Annotated in this window: 17 protein-coding genes and 2 pseudogenes; 8 read left to right on the top strand and 11 right to left on the bottom strand. The window is 68.3% G+C overall.

Annotated elements, in window-relative coordinates; all coding sequences use genetic code 11:
- Positions 1-28 precede the first annotated feature (28 nt).
- On the bottom strand, positions 29-1,312 hold the full coding sequence (locus ACZ45T_RS30915) for an MFS transporter (RefSeq protein WP_468447094.1): 1,284 nt from the start codon (positions 1,310-1,312) through the stop codon (positions 29-31).
- Positions 1,313-1,446: 134 nt separating this feature from the next.
- On the opposite strand from ACZ45T_RS30915, the gene ACZ45T_RS30910 reads away from it, so the two are divergent.
- On the top strand, positions 1,447-2,382 hold the full coding sequence (locus ACZ45T_RS30910) for a LysR family transcriptional regulator (RefSeq protein WP_468447092.1): 936 nt from the start codon (positions 1,447-1,449) through the stop codon (positions 2,380-2,382).
- Between the two features lie 156 nt (positions 2,383-2,538).
- Positions 2,539-2,802 carry a hypothetical protein gene (locus ACZ45T_RS30905; protein WP_468447090.1) on the top strand — a complete coding sequence of 88 codons (264 nt, stop codon included), beginning with the start codon at positions 2,539-2,541 and terminating at the stop codon, positions 2,800-2,802.
- 605 nt (positions 2,803-3,407) lie between these two features.
- On the opposite strand, the gene ACZ45T_RS30900 is transcribed toward ACZ45T_RS30905, so the two are convergent.
- On the bottom strand, positions 3,408-3,494 hold the full coding sequence (locus ACZ45T_RS30900; RefSeq protein WP_468447211.1) for a hypothetical protein: 87 nt from the start codon (positions 3,492-3,494) through the stop codon (positions 3,408-3,410).
- Positions 3,495-4,066: 572 nt separating this feature from the next.
- Positions 4,067-4,783, bottom strand: coding sequence for an SDR family oxidoreductase (locus ACZ45T_RS30895; RefSeq protein WP_468447088.1), 717 nt, complete (start codon positions 4,781-4,783; stop codon positions 4,067-4,069).
- Positions 4,784-4,926: 143 nt separating this feature from the next.
- On the opposite strand from ACZ45T_RS30895, the gene ACZ45T_RS30890 reads away from it, so the two are divergent.
- The 3 genes and pseudogenes from ACZ45T_RS30890 to ACZ45T_RS30880 form a co-directional block, all read left to right on the top strand.
- On the top strand, positions 4,927-5,874 hold the full coding sequence (locus tag ACZ45T_RS30890; RefSeq protein ID WP_468447209.1) for an AraC family transcriptional regulator: 948 nt from the start codon (positions 4,927-4,929) through the stop codon (positions 5,872-5,874).
- Between the two features lie 78 nt (positions 5,875-5,952).
- Positions 5,953-6,078 carry a hypothetical protein gene (locus ACZ45T_RS30885; protein ID WP_468447086.1) on the top strand — a complete coding sequence of 42 codons (126 nt, stop codon included), beginning with the start codon at positions 5,953-5,955 and terminating at the stop codon, positions 6,076-6,078.
- Between the two features lie 114 nt (positions 6,079-6,192).
- A pseudogene (locus tag ACZ45T_RS30880) lies at positions 6,193-7,243 on the top strand (IS701 family transposase); the annotation flags it as partial.
- A 100-nt stretch (positions 7,244-7,343) separates the two neighbouring features.
- Here the strand turns inward: ACZ45T_RS30880 and ACZ45T_RS30875 are convergent.
- The 3 genes and pseudogenes from ACZ45T_RS30875 to ACZ45T_RS30865 all read right to left on the bottom strand — a co-directional run.
- The gene (locus ACZ45T_RS30875) at positions 7,344-7,841 is read right to left on the bottom strand and encodes a hypothetical protein (RefSeq protein WP_468447217.1); all 498 of its coding nucleotides are present in this window, start codon (positions 7,839-7,841) and stop codon (positions 7,344-7,346) included.
- A 111-nt stretch (positions 7,842-7,952) separates the two neighbouring features.
- Positions 7,953-8,417, bottom strand: coding sequence for a hypothetical protein (locus tag ACZ45T_RS30870; RefSeq protein ID WP_468447084.1), 465 nt, complete (start codon positions 8,415-8,417; stop codon positions 7,953-7,955).
- A 265-nt stretch (positions 8,418-8,682) separates the two neighbouring features.
- A pseudogene (locus tag ACZ45T_RS30865) lies at positions 8,683-8,790 on the bottom strand (DUF4259 domain-containing protein); the annotation flags it as partial.
- A gap of 478 nt (positions 8,791-9,268) precedes the next feature.
- On the opposite strand from ACZ45T_RS30865, the gene ACZ45T_RS30860 reads away from it, so the two are divergent.
- Entirely contained in the window at positions 9,269-10,414 is a 1,146-nt protein-coding gene (locus ACZ45T_RS30860) for an SMI1/KNR4 family protein (protein WP_468447082.1), read from the top strand.
- A 73-nt stretch (positions 10,415-10,487) separates the two neighbouring features.
- Here the strand turns inward: ACZ45T_RS30860 and ACZ45T_RS30855 are convergent, their stop codons facing one another.
- Positions 10,488-11,237 (bottom strand): transposase, encoded by a 750-nt coding sequence (locus ACZ45T_RS30855; protein ID WP_468447079.1) that lies wholly within the window; start codon positions 11,235-11,237, stop codon positions 10,488-10,490.
- 94 nt (positions 11,238-11,331) lie between these two features.
- On the opposite strand from ACZ45T_RS30855, the gene ACZ45T_RS30850 reads away from it, so the two are divergent.
- Positions 11,332-11,700 carry a hypothetical protein gene (locus ACZ45T_RS30850; protein ID WP_468447077.1) on the top strand — a complete coding sequence of 123 codons (369 nt, stop codon included), beginning with the start codon at positions 11,332-11,334 and terminating at the stop codon, positions 11,698-11,700.
- Between the two features lie 322 nt (positions 11,701-12,022).
- On the opposite strand, the gene ACZ45T_RS30845 is transcribed toward ACZ45T_RS30850, so the two are convergent.
- Genes ACZ45T_RS30845 through ACZ45T_RS30830 form a run of 4 tightly spaced genes read right to left on the bottom strand, consistent with a single transcriptional unit; the run spans position 12,023 to position 15,711 of the window.
- Positions 12,023-12,694: a histidine phosphatase family protein gene (locus ACZ45T_RS30845; RefSeq protein ID WP_468447076.1), complete on the bottom strand. Its 672-nt coding sequence runs from the start codon at positions 12,692-12,694 to the stop codon at positions 12,023-12,025.
- A gap of 7 nt (positions 12,695-12,701) precedes the next feature.
- Positions 12,702-14,399: a GMC family oxidoreductase gene (locus ACZ45T_RS30840; protein ID WP_468447074.1), complete on the bottom strand. Its 1,698-nt coding sequence runs from the start codon at positions 14,397-14,399 to the stop codon at positions 12,702-12,704.
- A gap of 15 nt (positions 14,400-14,414) precedes the next feature.
- Positions 14,415-14,813, bottom strand: coding sequence for a sugar dehydrogenase complex small subunit (locus ACZ45T_RS30835; RefSeq protein WP_468447072.1), 399 nt, complete (start codon positions 14,811-14,813; stop codon positions 14,415-14,417).
- Positions 14,814-14,829: 16 nt separating this feature from the next.
- Positions 14,830-15,711, bottom strand: a complete 882-nt coding sequence (locus ACZ45T_RS30830; RefSeq protein WP_468447070.1) for a nuclease — start codon at positions 15,709-15,711, stop codon at positions 14,830-14,832.
- Between the two features lie 847 nt (positions 15,712-16,558).
- Between ACZ45T_RS30830 and ACZ45T_RS30825 the strand changes: the two genes are divergently transcribed.
- Entirely contained in the window at positions 16,559-17,056 is a 498-nt protein-coding gene (locus ACZ45T_RS30825; RefSeq protein WP_468447068.1) for a lamin tail domain-containing protein, read from the top strand.
- The last annotated feature ends 144 nt before the right edge of the window (positions 17,057-17,200 follow it).

The following is a 17,200-nucleotide window of genomic DNA, read 5'->3' as shown; positions in this document are numbered from 1 at the left end:
GGGGGGGAGCCACGCAACCCGCAGCCCGTCAGGTACGCCTCGGTGCCCGCTCCCGCTCCGGCTCCGGCTCCGAGAGATGCGCTGCCGCGCGGCGGGGCAGCAGCAGCGGGGTCGCCAGTAGGAGCACACCGGCCAGGCCGATCGCCGTACGCGGGCCGAGCAGGACGCCCAGTACGCCCCAGACGGCCGTCAGGAGCGCGGTCGAGGCTTTGGTTGTCACCGCCCAGGCGGACAACGTTCGGGCGACCCGGTCGGTCGGGGTGCGCTCGAGGCGGTAGGTGGCGTAGACGGGATTGAAGACCCCGCAGCAGAAGATGAGTCCGAGCTCGACACCCATCACCAGCAACAACCCTGCGGTACCCGGCCCGAGGAAGGCCAGGCCGACGGGCCAGAGCGCGCGCAGCACTCCGGCCACGACCAGGACCTGGTGCTGACCGAACCGGGTGACGAGTGGTCGGGCCAGCCGCGATCCGAGCAGCCCGCCGATCGAGGGCGCGGCGAAGGCGAGGCCGTACTGCCACGGTGCGAACCCGAGTGGGCCGAGCATCAGGACGACAAGGAGCGGCTGGGTGGCCATGACCAGGCCGTTGAACAAGGCGGTGTTGAAGAACAGCGGACGCAGCGTCACGTCGGCGAGGATGTACCGCCAACCGTCGAACAGGTCCCTGGCCCGCATACGCGCGGCCTCCCGGCGCTCGGGCGGCGGCGGCTCGTGCCCGCCCATCGCGCGGATGCCCAGAGCCGAAAGCAGATAGCTGACCGCGTCGGCCACCACCGTCACCACCGGACCGAGGAGCCCGATCGCCACCCCGCCCAGCGGCGGTCCGATGATCGTGGTCGTCCAGGTCGTGGACTCGAACCGGGTGTTGGCGACGAGCAGGTCCTCGGCCGGCAGCAGCGTCTTCAGGTACGCGCCGGAGGCAGCGCGGAAGGCGATGTCGGCCGCCGCGACCACGACCGAGACCAACAGGAGCTGAAGAAATGTGAGCGCGCCGAGCGCGAACGCGGCGGGGATCGTCAGCAGCGCCGCGAACCGCACCAGGTCCATCGTGATCAGCACCGTCCGCTTGCGACGGAACTCCACCCACGGACCGAGCGGCACCGCGACGGCCGCGCCCACCGCGGCCCCCACGGAGGAGAGCGCCGCGACCTCGGCCGGTCCGGCGTGCAGCACCTCGACGGCGATCAGCGGGAACGCGCCGAAGGCGAGCCACGTGCCGAGCGCGCTGGTTCCGTACGCTCCCCAGAGCCACCCGAACCGCCGCCCCAGCCGATGTCCACGCAGATGTCCCAGCCGGTGTCCGTTCCTCATGCCCACCGCCCCTCGCCACTCACCCGCACAACCGATCCGCGATCGGAAGCATCAAAGCGAGCGCCTTACCCGGGGGTCAAACAACCACAGGACCGTCCGGCCACAACCAACGGTTGTTCCCCTAGGGTGTCGGTATGGACCTCGACGCCGTCCGGACCTTCGTCGCCGCCGCCGACACGGGGCAGTTCCAGCAGGCCGCCGCCGAGCTGGCGATCACCCAGCAGGCCGTCTCCAAGCGCATGGCCGCGCTGGAGCGCGACCTCGGCGTGCGGCTGTTCACCCGCACCGCGCGCGGCGCCGAGCTCACCATCGACGGACAGGCGTTCCTGCCCCACGCGCGCGAACTGCTGCGCGTTGCCGAGCGCGCGGTCGCGTCCGTACGCACCGGCAGCCGTCCGCTGCGCGTCGACGTGATCAACCTGCGGGGCGCGGCGTCGGGCCTGATGCGCGGATTCCATCGCGCGCACCCCGGGATCGAACTCGACGTGGTGACGCTGTTCGACATCGAGACGGCCGTCGCCGCCGTCAGGTCCGGTGCGATCGACGCGTCCTTCCGCGCCGTCGCCGCGCCCGGCCGGCCCCTTCCCGAGGGCATCGAGTCCGTCCGGGTGGTCGACGAGCCGCTCCAGCTCCTCACCGGCCCCGCCCACGCGCTGGCGGGCGCCCGGTCGGTGCCCCTCGCGCAGCTCAGCGGGCACCGGATCTGGATGCCGGGCATCGTCCCCGGTACCGAGTGGGCCGCCTACTACGACGACCTCGTCGCCGAGTTCGGCCTCACCATCGAGGCGACCGGCCCCAACTTCGGCTCCGACGCGCTCCTCGACACCATCGCCGACACCCCGGCCCTGGCCACCTTCATGGGCGGGCAGACCCGCCTCGTCTGGCCGGCCGGCCACGGCCTGCGCCGCATCCCGGTGACTGACCCGACGCCCGTCTACCCGCACTCGCTCATCTGGCACCGCGACAACCCCCACCCAGCGCTGGCCACCCTCCGCGCCCACCTCGCCGCCACAACGGCCGGCCACGACGCCACCGGGACCTGGGCGCCGGGCTGGGTGATTCCGCGCTAGAGGTCCTGCACGGCTCGCCTTGCGGATCACGCCGCCCAACGAGCCTGAGAAGGTGCAGTTCACACACCACGTCTGTGGTTCGGACTGGAGGGATGGTTCATGCCCTTGACCACGACCCCTTGTGCACAGACGGTCACTGACCATATACCTACGGACATGACCGCGAATGCGTGGCGGGTCCGGGCCACGATGGGTGAGGTTGAGCTTCCGCGGGACGGCGTGCGGTTCGATGCAAGGCTGCTGACGGACGGTCGAGCCGAGTGGCTGCGCGACGTCGGGCTGGATCCGGGCACGCCGTTCCTGATGTCGCCCGTGTTCGAGTACGACATCGTCCTGAACCGCTTCTTCCAGTCGCCGGGATGCGGATGCACCCGGCGAACACCCAGTTCGGCTATGCCCGGGATCTGGCCGCTTTCCTGACGTTCCTGTGGGTGTCGCGCGGCGGCAAGGGCCGGCGGGATGCGACGGACGCCTATCACCTGGCCTACCTGGTCTGACGGCGCCGCGACGGCGTCGGATCCCGGCTGGCCAAGACGGCGGACGAGCAGCGGCCAGCCACGTACGCGCGGGATACGCGAGGTACGCAGGTGAAGTGGCTTCCGCCGGTGGCCTATCGGCTGTGGCGGGACGTGGGGGTGCGTGGCTTCGATGCTGCCGGCCTGCCCCGGTCGGGGTTCCGCGGTCGCTGGGCGGCGCGCAACTCGGCCTCGCCAACACCATCTTCCGCAGCAACTTCCCCGGCATCTGCACCGAACTGTCCGACACCCCGGGCACTGCGGGCGGCGCGGAGGCCGCAGACGCTACGGCAAGGTCAAAGCCGACAATGCCCGGCTCCGGCGCGACAACCGCGACCTCGCCGAACAGCACCATCGCCGCCATTCAACGCCTCACTATCGACAACGACTGCCTGCGTACCGCGCTCCACGACGCCCGTGCGGTCACCCCGCTGCCCCGCCGCCCCCGATGACCGACTCCGTCCCCACCAATCAGGTTCGCCAGCGAGGTGTCAACCATCGCGTGCCGGATCAGCCCCACCACAAATCCCAGTGGTGGGCGCCAGTGATCCGCTCGGCATACGCAGCCAGCGTGTACGGTCTTCTGCCCTGCCAGATCTTGTCAGGGCATGCTGCCCCGCCTGATCGGCCGCCGCACCCGCGGCCCGCTGTTCCTCACGGGCCGCAAGGCCCCGGCAGGGACGCCATCACTGGACGTGTGCCCTGAGACGGGCCGGGCCCGGCTCTCGTCCCGCGTCGACGCGGTCGCCCGGCACGTCGCTGAGAGCGACCCTGCGGTCCGCCACAGGAGGTGAATTCGGGGCTCAGGGCCCCAAGATCATCCCGTCGCCCCTTTTGGGCGCAGCTAGTACTCCAGTGTGACTTCGCGATCTACGCGCTGGAGAGGGCGGAGAGCCGCTGCCGGTTGTGGCTGCGACGTGCCGAAGCTTGGCAGCTTCTGCGCCAGTTCGACCGGTGCAGGAGTGCGTTCAGGGCCGTGATCGGCGGGCTGAACAGTGCGCCGATCAGGCAGCGGATCTCCGGGACGGTGAGGTCGACCGGGTCTCCGCTTCGGGCCGGGCGGCTCGCATCCGCACGTCTGGTCGGCCTCGTGTCGTCGACTGCCGCGGCAAGGAACGCGTCGCGTCGGTGCGGCGTTGCTCCGTTGGCTGTTATGTGTGGCGCCTATTTCACACCAGTGCCGCGCCGCCGTCTATCGCGAGCGTGGTGCCGGTGACGTAGGCGTTGGCCAAGACGAAGAGATAGGCCGCCGCGGCTTCCTCGGCAGTGCCGACACGCCGCGTGAGCAGCTCGGACCCGGCGCCCTGGAGGAAAGCCTCCGGGTCCGGGACACTGCCGTCCCACAGTTCGGTACGGATCACACCGGGCTGGATCACGTTGACGCGCAGAGGGGCGAGTTCGACGGCGAGTGCCCGGGACAGGGCCTCGATGCCGCCGGTGATACCTGCCGTGAGCGCGGTTCCGGACAGGGGGCGGATCGCGAGGACGCCGGAGCTGAAAGTGATCGAGCCGCCGTCGCGCAGTCGCGGTGCAGCGTACTTGGCGGAGAGGAACGCGCCCCAGAACCGGCGCTCGAAGACGGCCCTGGCCTCCTGCGGGGTGGTGTCGACCAACGGCTTGATCAGCAGAGATTCGCCCGCGGTGTAGACGAGGTGGTCGAACTCCCCGACCTGCTCGAAGAACGCGGCGATGGCGTTGCCGTCGGCGACGTCCAGGCGGCGGCCTTCGGCCGGCTCGCCCAACCGCTTCGTCGCGGCGTCCACGCGGTCCTGATTGCTAGAGGCGACCAAGACGTCCGCACCAGCCGCCGTGGCCTGTTGAGCTACCGCGAAGCCGATGCCGGAGGTTCCACCGATGATCACGATCTTCTTGCCAGCCAGAGACATGGGATCCATTCCTTCGTCGATGCAGTGCCGGGGTTCGGCAACCGCCATGGCAAGAACGTACGCCTCCACATCGAGACGGTGAATGACTTAAGGTCTCGATTCCCTGTCATATCGTCTCGCCATACAGGCACTAGAGTGGCGCTATAGACATCCTGAGCGACACCCTCGAAGTCCTGCGCACGGGACGCCCAATGGTGACTCGCACCGACGCGCACGCCCCGTGGGCCCTGAAGTTCCAACCCATCTCAGGAGCCGGATTCCACGTGGTCGTGGAAGGGCACTGCCACCTGCTGCCACCGCACGGCCAACCGCTCGCGCTCGGACCCGGCGACATCGTGTTCCTGCAGCGCGGCAGCGGACACACCCTGTGCGATATGCCGGGCCGCGATCCGGTGGACTTCGTACCGGACCGCGTGGACCGTTCCTCGCCGATCGGCCAGGTCACCGTGGACGGACCGGGGCCGCACACGGTGCTGGTGTGCGGCGCGTACGCGATCGACGTTGATCGCCCGCATCCGCTGTTCAGCGATCTACCGGAGGTCATCCACCTCCCCGCGGTTCCCGGCCGCCACCCGGTGCTGCGCTCGGCGATCGATCAGCTGTGCGCCGAGTTCCACGCGCCGCAGCCGGGCTCGGACGCGGTCGTCACGGCGCTCATCGATCTGCTGCTGCTGTACATCCTCCGGTCGTGGTACGCCGAACTACCGAAGGAGCGGACCCGGGGTTGGGCGGCCGCGCTGACCGACCCGGCAGTCGCCCCGGCCCTGAAGGCGATCCACGACGATCCCGGCCATCCCTGGACCGTGGAGTCTCTGGGCACCCGCGCCGGGCTGTCCCGCGCGGCGTTCGCCCGCCGCTTCGCCTCGGTGGTCGGCGAGCCGCCGTTGACCTACCTGACCAACTGGCGGATGGCCACCGCGGCGCGGTTGCTGCACCAATCGCCGGCCCCGCTGAGCACGATCGCGCAGCACACGGGGTACACGTCGGAGTTCGCCTTCGCCAAAGCTTTCAAACGACACTTCGGGTCGCCGCCGGGGGCCTACCGCAAGCAGGTCAAGACGGCAGGCGACGAACCAGGCGGATACAACTGACGGTGAGGGCCAGGACATCACCGCAGCGGATTGGGAAGCGGCGGTCGCTGCCGATCCCGGCCTCGCGGTGGCCCCGATGTGGTGGAGCGCCGGGCGGATCGTGTCCAAGAACCCGGCGATGCGGTGATCGCGACGATGCGCGAGGTGACGGAGGTTCTGGAGGCGAAGGTCCAGGTTGACGACGGCGATTACCACGACGCCTGATGTGCGCGGCCACCGCGAGATGATCAAGGGTTTGTGTGGACTCTTGAAGATCGTGCGGTGGCCGCGGGCCGTAGCGTAGACCCTGCTCGATGGCAGGCGTTGTTCGACCAGGCCATGGCTCGGATTGCGGGCCTGTCCGGTCGAGTGGAACCTCGGGCAGCGGCCCGCGCCGATCTGCTCGGGTTGCTGTCCGGGACCGAGCGCAAGAACTGCCGGCAGCTGGCGGAGCACGCCGGCCATAGCCGTCCCGGTCCGATGCAGCGGCTACTGCGGTCCGCCTGTTGGGACGTGGATGCGGCGCGCGACGAGGTCCGCCACTACGTCGTGGACCATCTCGGCGCCAATGACGATGTTTTGATCGTGGATGAGACGGGCTTCCTGAAGAAGGGTGGTGGTTGGGCGGGTGTCCAGCGGCAGTACACCGGCACCGCCGGGCGGATCGAGAACAGCCAGGTGGGCGTCTTCCTCGCCTACGCCTCCAGTAGGAGGGCGGGCGTTAATCGACCGCCGTCTCTACCTGCCCGAAGACACATGGAGCCGGGACTCCGAGCGGCGCCGCAAGGCCGGGGTACCCGAGGACGTCGTCTTCACGACCAAGCCCCGTCTCGCCCTGCAGATGATCGAGCAGGCGTTGGACGCCGGAGTGAGCACGTCGTGTGTGACCGGCGACGAGGCCTACGGTCAGGACCCCGGCCTGCGGGCCGGGCTGGAGGCCCGCGGGGTCGGCTACGTGCTGGCGGTCTCCTGCGCGACCAGAGTGCGGATCAACCAGGGCCGCACGGCGATCCGCGCGGACGAGGCCGCCTTTCGCCTGCCCGCCTCGGCCTGGCACCGGCAGAGCGCCGGCTCCGGGGCGAAGGGGCCCCGCTACTACGACTGAGCCGGGGTGCACATCGGCACTGACGAGCACCGCCACGTGCTGATTCGCCGCAATCCCACCACCGGCGAGCTCGCCTTCTACCTGTGCTGGTCGCCCCGGACCGTGCCGCTGTCAGAGCTCGTGCGCGTCGCCGGTACTCGCTGGTGCATCGAAGAGTGCTTCCAGGCGGCCAAGGGCCAGGTCGGCCTGGACCAGTACCAAGTCTGGAACTGGACCGCCTGGCACCGGCACGTCACCCTGGCCATGCTCGCCCTCGCGTTCCTTGCCGCGGCAGTCGACGACGCGAGGCCGACCAGACGTGCGGATGCGAGCCGCCCGGCCCGAAGCGGAGACCCGATCGACCTAACCGTCCCGGAGAATCCGCCGCCTGATCGCCGCACTGCCTCTAGTTTTGTTGCACCGCCGATGAGCGGTGTATGTCCTTCTTCTCGAACTCCGACGGCACCGCCTCCAGATCCACCTTCTGTGCGATCAGTTCGTTCTGCAGAGCGACGGGCAGCGGGGCCCTCCAGGCAGTCTCTGCATCCCTGGGTATGGCGCTTTCGTCGTAGGAGTTATTGAAGGTGAGGTTCACGTTCTCCCATGCGCGATGGTACTTCTCGGGGAGGAACTTCTTCACCGCGTAGAGCGTCGGCCGACGATCGCCGAAGGCCGACATCTGTATGAGGATTCCGCTAGGGACCATCACACCCCTACTGCGAAGTTCCTCGGGATCAAGGAGGACCCTTTGAACGAACTCTGGGCGCTCGTTCTCCCGCAGCTCCATGAGTTCACTGTGCACCGCCTGGAACTCAGGGGTGGTGACGAACTCGATCAGTTCGTCGTAGGTTCGGCGCATTACCGCTGACAGTTCTTCGCGACCGAAGTCCAGTCCTGGGTACATGGTTCTCCCTGTTAAGGGTCAGGATTGTGGAGTGTTTCCTTCGTGCCTGGCGCGGCTATCTGCTCGCCGTCCGCCGACATCCCTTGGATTGGATGTCGGTGGATGCACGTACTACCGCTCCATGGTGTAGTACCCGCCGCCAGCGCAGAAAGACGTCCCGCCGGCACAGGCGCAGCCACCCCAGCGAAGGAGGTCCTCCTCTTCACGGCTTGTCACGAGTTCCTTGAAGAGAGATGGGTTGCTCTCCCGCAGGCGATCCAGGAGTCCGGGCGCCGTCTCGTTCAGGCCGTTCACAATGTTCGCCCTCCCCCCTGTGCCGTCTCCGAAGTTCACGGGACCCGGGAGTCCTTGCTCGAAGTAACGGCTGGAGATTCTCATGTGCTCGGGGATCGGAACCCCGCGCTCGGCCAGAGCCTGACGACTGAGTCGCTTAGACCCTTCCATGAGCCGCTGGTCCGGAGGTGCGTTCCGCACCGCCTGCATCGCCTCAACGAACGGGGGAGATGTGAGTAGGTCGATCGTCTGCTGAGTGACGTCGCGCAAGCGATTTTTGTCGAAGAATGACGCTTCAGCCATTGCATGCTCCTAGCAGGAATCACGCACCAATCGCGTATATCTCAGTCTTCCGCGCCTCGACGAAGCGTGCATCTCAGGGGATCACGGCATGAAGTCTCTAGGAGACGCTTCTATTTTTGCGCGTTCAAATTGTTGAACCTCGACATCTGTATGCCGTGTTGCCCATGACCCGGCTCAGATGTTTCGGGATCTGAGGGAAAGTCACTCCGCCCGCATTATTACTTCTTTAATACCGCGAGATGGAGATGGCGCCGCAACTGCCTTGCGCACTGCGGACGATGCCCTCACGTTCGCCTGCAGCTACCTCATCAAGGTCACCGCCAAAGTCCGCTGCGGTGTCGTTGTCGAAGGGGCCGACGTCCCAAGTACCCATGGTCTCTCCTGATCACGATGTTGACCGGGGCATCCTGACAGAGGCCACTGACAGAAGCCGTGCAGTCCAGAGCGGGCTTTCAGCCGCATGTGACTGGTCGAGACAGATGTCACCTGGCCTCGATATCCGTCACCCGCGTCAGTTCGGCGGGCTGCCATCATGCTCAGATGGCTCACGACATAGTGTTCTTCCTCGCCCCCGACGACGAGACCGCTGCTGCGACGCGCCTGCGGGGACCTGGTGAGGCCCTTGAGTCAGTGACCTGCCGTTTCATTGAGCTTCTTCGAGTTGGCCACCGATCGGGTGAATGCGACTGAGCGCTTCAGTGTCGAGTGGGCGGCTGCAGCGTCCGGTGCCAGCAGCTTGGTGAGCCGGGACAAGGGTCCACTCGAGCTTGCCGGCCTGAACGCCGACCCGGCGGCAAGGCCGGTGAGCGACGATCAAGCTGTTGTCAGCCGCTGGCTCTAAGGTCGGCCCTATGACATCAGACCTGGTCCAGGACTCATGGACTCGCATCGACGCGTGGCTGCGCGAGCATGCGCCCCGCACTTTTGCCACGCTTCGGCCGCCCGCAGGAGACGAGGAGATCGCAGCAGCGCAACAGGAACTGGGGGTCACCTTTCCTCCGGACCTGGTCGCTTCACTCCAACGGCACAACGGTGCGCTGGAGGGACCTGAGGCTTTCCGGTTCAGTACGGGCGACCGGCTGCTCGGAGTGAGCGGAATCCTTGGGGACACCGGCTTCATGCGCGGCATCGACCAGGGCCTCGACGGGGAGACCGAGGGCTACTGGCTTCACGACTACGTGAAGTTCGGTTCTTACGACGTGACGTCGGACGGTCTTCTGATGGATTGCCGTACTGAGCGGGACTCCTTCGGTGCGATCGGACGGTTCTTCGACGAGACCGGCACCAGATTTGGGCAGGCCGACTCGCTGGGTGGGTATCTGGCCGAACTGGCCGACACGCTTGAGCGCGGCCAGGAGGCTGGTGTCGTCACCTTCAACGGCCGACTGTTCTGGGAGGCGCCTCTGCCTGCCAGGCCGGAGTGCAGTGCCGACGAGCCCCTTCCCGCACCGGATGAGCAGCTGCCAGAGCTGGACCTGTCCCACAGTCCCACCGACCTCCTCCACGTGAGCCACCTGGACGGACATGAGGAACTCGGTGCACTGATCGCAGTCCTGCCGTATGAGCAGGTGGTTGAGGCCGCGCGGAAGCAGCTGCGCAGACTGGCGGTCGAAACGGGGCTGAACAACTACCCGGAGGTCAAGGCAGCCCTGGACGCGTGGGAGCGTGGTGTGGCCCTACCGCGGCCGGACCAAACCGGCCCGCTCGCCTTGCGACTCCGCGCGGTGCTCGCACAGGCCGACACCGGCCGAGACGTCACTCGCAGGTGGGCCGCCGAGAAGATAGCCCTCGGGCTCTGGGGGTCCCCCTACAGATCCGTGTGCGAGAGCGCGGAGACCCGGAGTCACTTCACTCTCGACTGGCGTGCGGATCTGCATGCGGACTTGGGCAATCCGCCACTGCCACCGATACCTGACGACCGATTTTGGGGGGCGCTGCGCAACCCCGCCATCGACTCCAGTTGGTACGCGGCTCAGTACACCCAAGATCAGGACTGACCCCAGGGGCTTCGGTTCCGCGTGAGCGCTTCATGCGGCGGTTATCGCCAGACGAAGCGCTCACGGAGCTTCTTCAGCGCTGCCGCTCCAACGTGAGGATGGCCTTGACGATTGACGTCATGCGGTTGGGGCTGCACCGGGACCTGCGGAAGATCCGCCAGGACTTCAGGATCGCGACACCGCGTTCAACGGGCGCTCGTGCTGCGGCCAGCGCCCGGTTGAGGGTCTTTTCAGTGGGAGTGAGTTCCTGGAGTGGCTTGCGTTTGATGCCGGTCGCCAGCCACGGCCCGCCACCTTGGTAGGCGAGGTCGGCCAGAATGGGAACGCCCTGGCGCTCGCAGATCCGGATGATCCGGTGGGTGCGGGCGGCGGTCAGGTCGTGTGTGCGGCCCGGCAGGGCGGGCGAGAGCCACAGCAGCCGGCCGCAGGGGTCGGTGACGACCTGCACGTTCACGCCGTGGCGCCGGTGTTTGTGGGAGTAGTCGGCCCGGCCGTCGCCGACCCGGTCGCACTCGGCGAGGGTTCCGTCGAGCAGGACGAAGTCGGAATCATGCTCGCGCAGCGTCTTGAGCAGACCCGGCGCACGCGCGGCGAGCAGGTCGACGACCGCGCTGATGTAGGCATGGGCGGTGGACTCGCTGATCCCGAACCCGGCGGCGATCTTCGCCAAAGTGGTGTGCTCTCGTAGGTACACCAGTGCCACCATCGCCCGCTGAGACGGACGGAGCTTGTAGCGCCGGTCGCCCTCACGGGTGACAACCAGCATGGTGACCCATTCCACGAGCGCATGCGGCAGGTCGAGTGCTGCAGGATGGATGACCAACGAGGCTCCCGAGCAACGTGATTGAGACGTCAGACATCTCGATCAACAGCTCGGGGGCCTCGTTCGTTGCGCTTCACGGCCCATCACCCGATCGGTGGCCAACTCGAAGAAGCTCATTGAGCCGGACAGTGCCATCGCCGAATGGGACATGTACTTCGAGGAGCCTTCGGCCGAGGCCCCGCCGGTTGAGCAGCTCCTTGGGTGGGCGTGGCCAGAGTGGGTCACTGCCCCCTTGAACGACGGCGTTGAGGTGTTCGCTCTGCCGCAACGGTTGACCCGGGCGCTGGCCAACGCGAGCTCCGCCGAGCTGGAAGAGCTTGCAGGCCGATGGACCACGCGGCTCCGGTTTGAGGACGGGGACGACATGACCGACGATGATCTACTGGCGGTCCTGCAGGGAGTTTCCCGGCTCGCGGCGCATGCAGTGAACACCGGTGGCGGCCTCTACAGCTGGAGCTTCTGACCACCCACCTTCGAAGGCGGCTCAGCCTCGTCGCAGCGATGCCGGCAACCATCCAATGGGGCACCTCCTTGTCCCAGACCACCACCTGGCAGCCGGCGGCGATGGCGTGGCGTGCTGCCGAGCAGGCACGGGTCTGGTCGGTGAGCATCGTAGCGATGTCGGGCTGCGCGGGGCTCTGGGACGGAGGAGTCGTAACGGGTAGAGCTGCGGACCGCCATCATGGTGGTCAATCGGTCAACACCAAACTTGGTGTACAAAATGCCCTCAACCCCGGACACGTCCGTCCAGGACTCCAGCCGCCACCAGTACTCCACTTCACACATCAGCATGGCCGTCGAGGGCGGGAGTGGGTGAGGTGTGTTGTGTCGTTGAGGAAGGTGAGGACCCACTGCTCGTTGCCGTAGGGGTCGCGGCGGTGCTCGAAGCGGGTGAGGGCTGTGTGGTCGTTGGCGAAGCCGATGGCGGAGCTCGCTTCGGCGGGGATGTCGAGCAGGAGGTGGCAGGCCGCGTGGACGGTCTCGCCGTGCCCGACCACCAGGATGTTCTCGCTGGAGTGGCGGCCGAGGAGTCCGGCCAGGTGGGCCGTGGTCCGGGCGAGGTACGCGAGCCAGGTCTCCGCGCCGGGGGCGTAGGGCTGGTCGGGGTGGGCGTTCGGCGCGCCGCGGAAGGTGTCCTCGACATCTCGCCAGCGCTGACCGTCGGCCTCTCCGTGGTGGGGGCCGTCGAGACCTTCGTCTGTGATGAGGGGCAGGTCGAGTGCGGGGGCGAGGATGCCGGCCGTTTCCTGGACGCGCAGGCGTGGGGCGGTGTACAGGGCGTGGAAGGCGGGCGCACCCTCGCGTTGTTCGGCGGCGAGTCTGTCGGCCAGGGCTGCTGCTTGGCGGCGCCCGGTGTCAGTGAGCCCGGTGCAGGTCTTGGGACCGCCGACGCGGCCTTCGACGTTGCACCGGGCTTGTCCGTGGCGGGCGATGACGAGCCGCGCGGCGACGGTCATGTGGTCGTCAGAGCGCGGAGGCGATTTTGTCCGCGGTGCGGAGGGTCAGCGCGGCCAGGGTGAGGGTGGGGTTGGCGGTGCTGCCGGTGGGGAAGACGGAGTTGCCGACGACCCAGAGGCTGGGGTGCGCGTGGGAGCGGCCGTCGGCGTCGACGACGGAGGTGGCGCGGTCGGTGCCCATGCGGGTGGTGCCCATGGGGTGTCCGGCGCCGTTGTACTTCAGGGTGGGCTGGAGCGGTTCGATCTCTTCCGCGTCGGCGGTGTCCTCGAGGTGTTGCCAGATGCGGCGGGCGACCGAATGGCCGTAGGCCAGGGCGCGCTTGGAGTAGTCGTCGATCTTGTATGCGATCTTGGGGCGGGGTACGTCGAGGCTGTCGCGCTGGTCGGAGAGGGTGACGCGGTTGGCGGGGTCGGGGAGCTGTTCGGTGGAGTACCCGATGCGCGCCATGCGGGTGACGCGCTCGGCGAGCTTCTCCTTGAGGTCGTCGCCGTAGTGCTTGAGCTTCTTGCCCGTGGGGTCCCACATCAGCTTGTCCAGTGCGGCGGCGGGGGATTCGAAGCGGCCCCAGCCGTCGTTGCCGATCGTGAGGCGGAAGGCGCCGGTGGTGCGGCGCCAGTCGCCGTCGCGGAAGGTTTCGATGCTCAGGGTGGACTGGGGTCCGCGGAAGGGGAAGACGGGCTGCCCGAAGAGGCCGACGACTTCTTCGGCGAGGTGGTCCATGAGGTTGCGGCCCACCTGGTCGCTGCGGTTGTCCAGGCCGGAGATCAGCCACAGCTTCGGGATCTCGATCGCGTTGAGGGCCAGGACGACATGGGTGGCGTTGACCTGCTGCTCGGCCCGGTCGGTGGTGGTCCAGTCACGGAAGACCACGGTCGGCGAGGCGGTGCCGGGGCGCGGGATGAGGCGGGTGACGGTGCAGCCGGTTCGTACCTCGACGTCGAGTTCGTCGCGGGCCTTGCGGACGTGGACGGAGGCGTCGCACTTGGCGCCCGAGGGGCAGACGGGGATGCAGCTGGAGTTGCCCTGGCAGGCGCTGCGGCCCTGGTAGGGCTCGGAGTTGCGGGCTTGCGGGGTGGTCACCACGGTGACGGGGATCTCGTCGATCGGGTCGATGGTGGCGAGGGCGGCCCGCATGAGTTCGTCGCCGTAGCTTGCGACGATGCCCGGCATCGGGAACTCGGTGCTGCGCGGGGTGAGCGCCGTCCATTCGTCGTGGTTGCCGGAGACTCCCAGCTCGTTCTCGCCCTGGGCGTAGTAGGGCTCAAGGTCGTTGTAGGTGAGGGGCCAGTCGACGGCGATGCCGAAGCGGGTCTTCATCTCGAAGTCGCTGGGCAGGAAGCGGGGGCTGTTGCCGCGCCAGGCCCAGGTGCTGCCGCCGATCATGCGCTGGAAGCCGCTCTTGTACAGGTCCGGGCCCGTCTCCACGTAATACCGGTTCATGGCGACCGGGTCGCCGACTCCGTCGGAGGAGGGGGCGTAGCCGTCCTTGTTGTTGGGCAGGGCGGCGTACGGCGAGGGCACGTTCTTCGACGCGGAGACCTGGTAGGCGTCGACGAACGCGGCGCGCTGGCCGTCATCGATGCCGTTGTCGCCGGCGTCGATGAGCAGGACGCGGGCCTGGGGCTTGGCTTCCTTGATCCGGCAGGCGCACAGGGCTCCGGCCACGCCGGCACCGATGATGACGACGTCGTAGGGAGTGTCCATGGGGGTGTCCTCGTCTCAGGGGTGCTGGGCCCAGTAGCCGTACCCGCCGGGCACCGGTGGCGCGGAGAGCGGGTGCGCGCTGATCGCCTGCCACACGAGGGCGTCGCGGTAGCGGGCGGGGGTGTCGGGTCCGGACTGGGTGTTGTCGGGCCGGCTGAACTGGGCGGTGTACCAGATGGCGAGCGTCTCGCGGGCGACGCGGGCGAGTTCGGGATCGGCGTTCACCGCGGCGAACAGGGCGGCGCCGGGATCGGGCTGGCCGGAGGCGGTGCGGAATGTGTCGACCAGGCGGGTGAGCGCTGCCGGGTAGTGGGCTTCGAGGCGGGTGCGGTGTGCGTCGGCGGTGGCTTGGTCGAGGGGCGTTTCGCCTGTCAGGAGTTCGGACAGGGCGCGGAAGTCCGCGGCGTGGGTCATGGCGGTCGGCTCCATCTCAGTCCTCTTGGAAGACCAGGTCCTCGGGCGGGCGGGTCATCTTCACGGTGGTCCCGTCGACCTCGACCACCTCGTCCAGGCCGGTCGTGAACTGCCCCGTGGGCAGGATCAGGAAGCGGTCCGCTTCCTGATCGAGGAAGGCCGGGAAGCCGGCCAGGTCCGGGTCGCCGAGGTTGAGGTAGTCCACCAGCCTGCGGAACAGCTTGGGGAGGACGACTGCGCTGTCGGCGGGCGTTGCGGAGTCGGTGATCGAGCTCAGCCCGGTGACCGTTGCCCCGGTCATGGTCTTGTCGACCTTCCACACGCCCTTGGCCGGATCCGACTTCGCCTGCTGGACCGCGGCGGTCACCGCGTTGCGCAGGTCGCGGAAGAGGGTCTGGTAATACAGCGGGTAGGCCAGCCCTTCCGAGATCATGTGATGGTTGAGGGTGGTCTGCAGCATCGGGGGGTCCATGAACACTTGGGTGCCGCTGGCGGCCGGTGGAGCGCCCTTCCCCGCAAAGGCGATGCAGCGGCGGCTGGGGTCCACGCCCCGTGTCAGGACGTAGCCGGGCACACTCGCGGGCACCGTCGAGGCGACCTTCCCGTCCCCGCCCCACACCACATCGGTGAACCCCACCCAGTCCAGCAGCGCCTCCCTGGCCGCCTCCGCGTACGGGGGCGGCTGGGCGACTTCGGGGCCCGTGCGGGAGCAATGGGTCTCCAGCGAGTCGATGGCTTCCAGGCGGAGCTTGCCGCGGCCAGCCCCATTGCGTTTGACCCGACGTGGACCGCCGATGAGGTCCCACTCATCCGGCGTGTCGGGCCGGAAATGGATGGTGTCCCCGTCCGGCTGGGTCCCCACGATCTCGTACTGACCCTTGATCAACAGCATGGGCATGACGGCACAACTCCTCTCCCCTGAGGGATCACAACGAGGATGGCATCACTCACCGTCACCATAGGGGGAAACCGCTCAGCTCTGGGTGACGAACGCGAACGGGCGCGCGGTCCGTCCCCCCAGCAGCCCCTCACGCCCAGCGCACTCGATCCCCGTCACACGCGCTGTCACACGCGCAAGCAGTCAGATGCCTCCCGGGTGTCCTCGGCCTCTCCGCCCGCCGCCCTGCCCGCCTGCCTGCCTGCCTGCCTGCCTGCCGCAGCGCCTCACCCGCGGCGCCGGCCGCGATCAGCCAGGCGATTTCGAGAGCGCCCCCGGACGCGTCCGTCGCCGCGCCAGTCCCAGCCGCTGCCGCCGCTTGGAGGTCTGCCGAGCGCAAGGCGCGGGGCCGGCCGCATCACCAGGTGTGGCAAGGCCGGCCCCGCTCGGCCGCGTTCTGCTGGCCGCCGAAGCGCCAGCCGCCGCCCACCCTTGTACATCAGTGCGGTGGCACGCAACTCCGTACGAGGAAACGGCAGAAGCTCCCGTTACAGAGCCCTGAACCCGTTCGGCGCACAGCACATGCCTGGCGTGAATGAACTGCTTATGTGGCCGAAACCACCTTGCCCCGACACCGGACGGGCTGCCCTCACCTCCTGCCCGTCCGTGTCAACTGGACCTTGACGCTTGCATCTTGCAAGTGAGAGTTACGGACATGTCCGTATTGAGCAACACGCGTCCTGAGTTGTGGCGGTTGATGGTGCATCCAGGCCAGAGTGTGGCTCCTCGGCAAAGACGCCGAGAACGTACGGAGTCCGCCCGGCTTGCACGAGGCCGGGAAGGGCTGACTGTTGAAGGAGTCATCTGCATGTCTGCTTCTCTCGCCACCCGCCGTGCCCTCGCCGCGGTCCTGGCCGCCGGCGCCTTGGTCGGTGCGGCCGCTCTGCCGGCCGCCGCCCACGACGACGACCGGCGCGACCACCGGGGCTCGCAGTCCTCGATCGTCATCGGCGACGTCCAGAACGACAGCCGCGGCCGCGGCCGCGACAACCGCGCCCTCAACCACGAATGGGTCGAGGTGAAGAACACCGGCCGCCACTCGGTCAACCTGCGCGGCTTCACCCTCACCGACCGCGACGGCAACCGCTACCGCTTCGCCGACTTCCGTCTCGACGGCCGCTCCAGCGTCAAGGTCCACACCGGCCACGGCCGCGACACCCGCCGGGACGTCTACCAGGACCGCCGCCACCAGATCTGGGACGAGCGCGACACCGCCACCCTCCGCGACAACCGCGGCCGCGTCATCGACACCGAATCCTGGGGCCGTCGCGGCGACCACGGTCACCACGACAACCACCGCCGCTAACCCAGGCCGGCAGCCACACCATCGGGGACTGTGAACTGCCAGCCACCAGCAGCAGAAGCAGGTGTGGGGGGGGGGGGGGGGGGGGGGGGGGGGGGGGGGGGGGGGGGGGGGGGGGGGGGGGGGGGGGGGGGGGGGGGGGAGGGG

It is taken from the genome of Streptomyces sp. NPDC030995 (assembly GCF_055571215.1).
The sequence above is the reverse complement of the archived record's forward strand: the minus strand, read 5'-3'. Positions and strand labels throughout refer to the sequence as shown.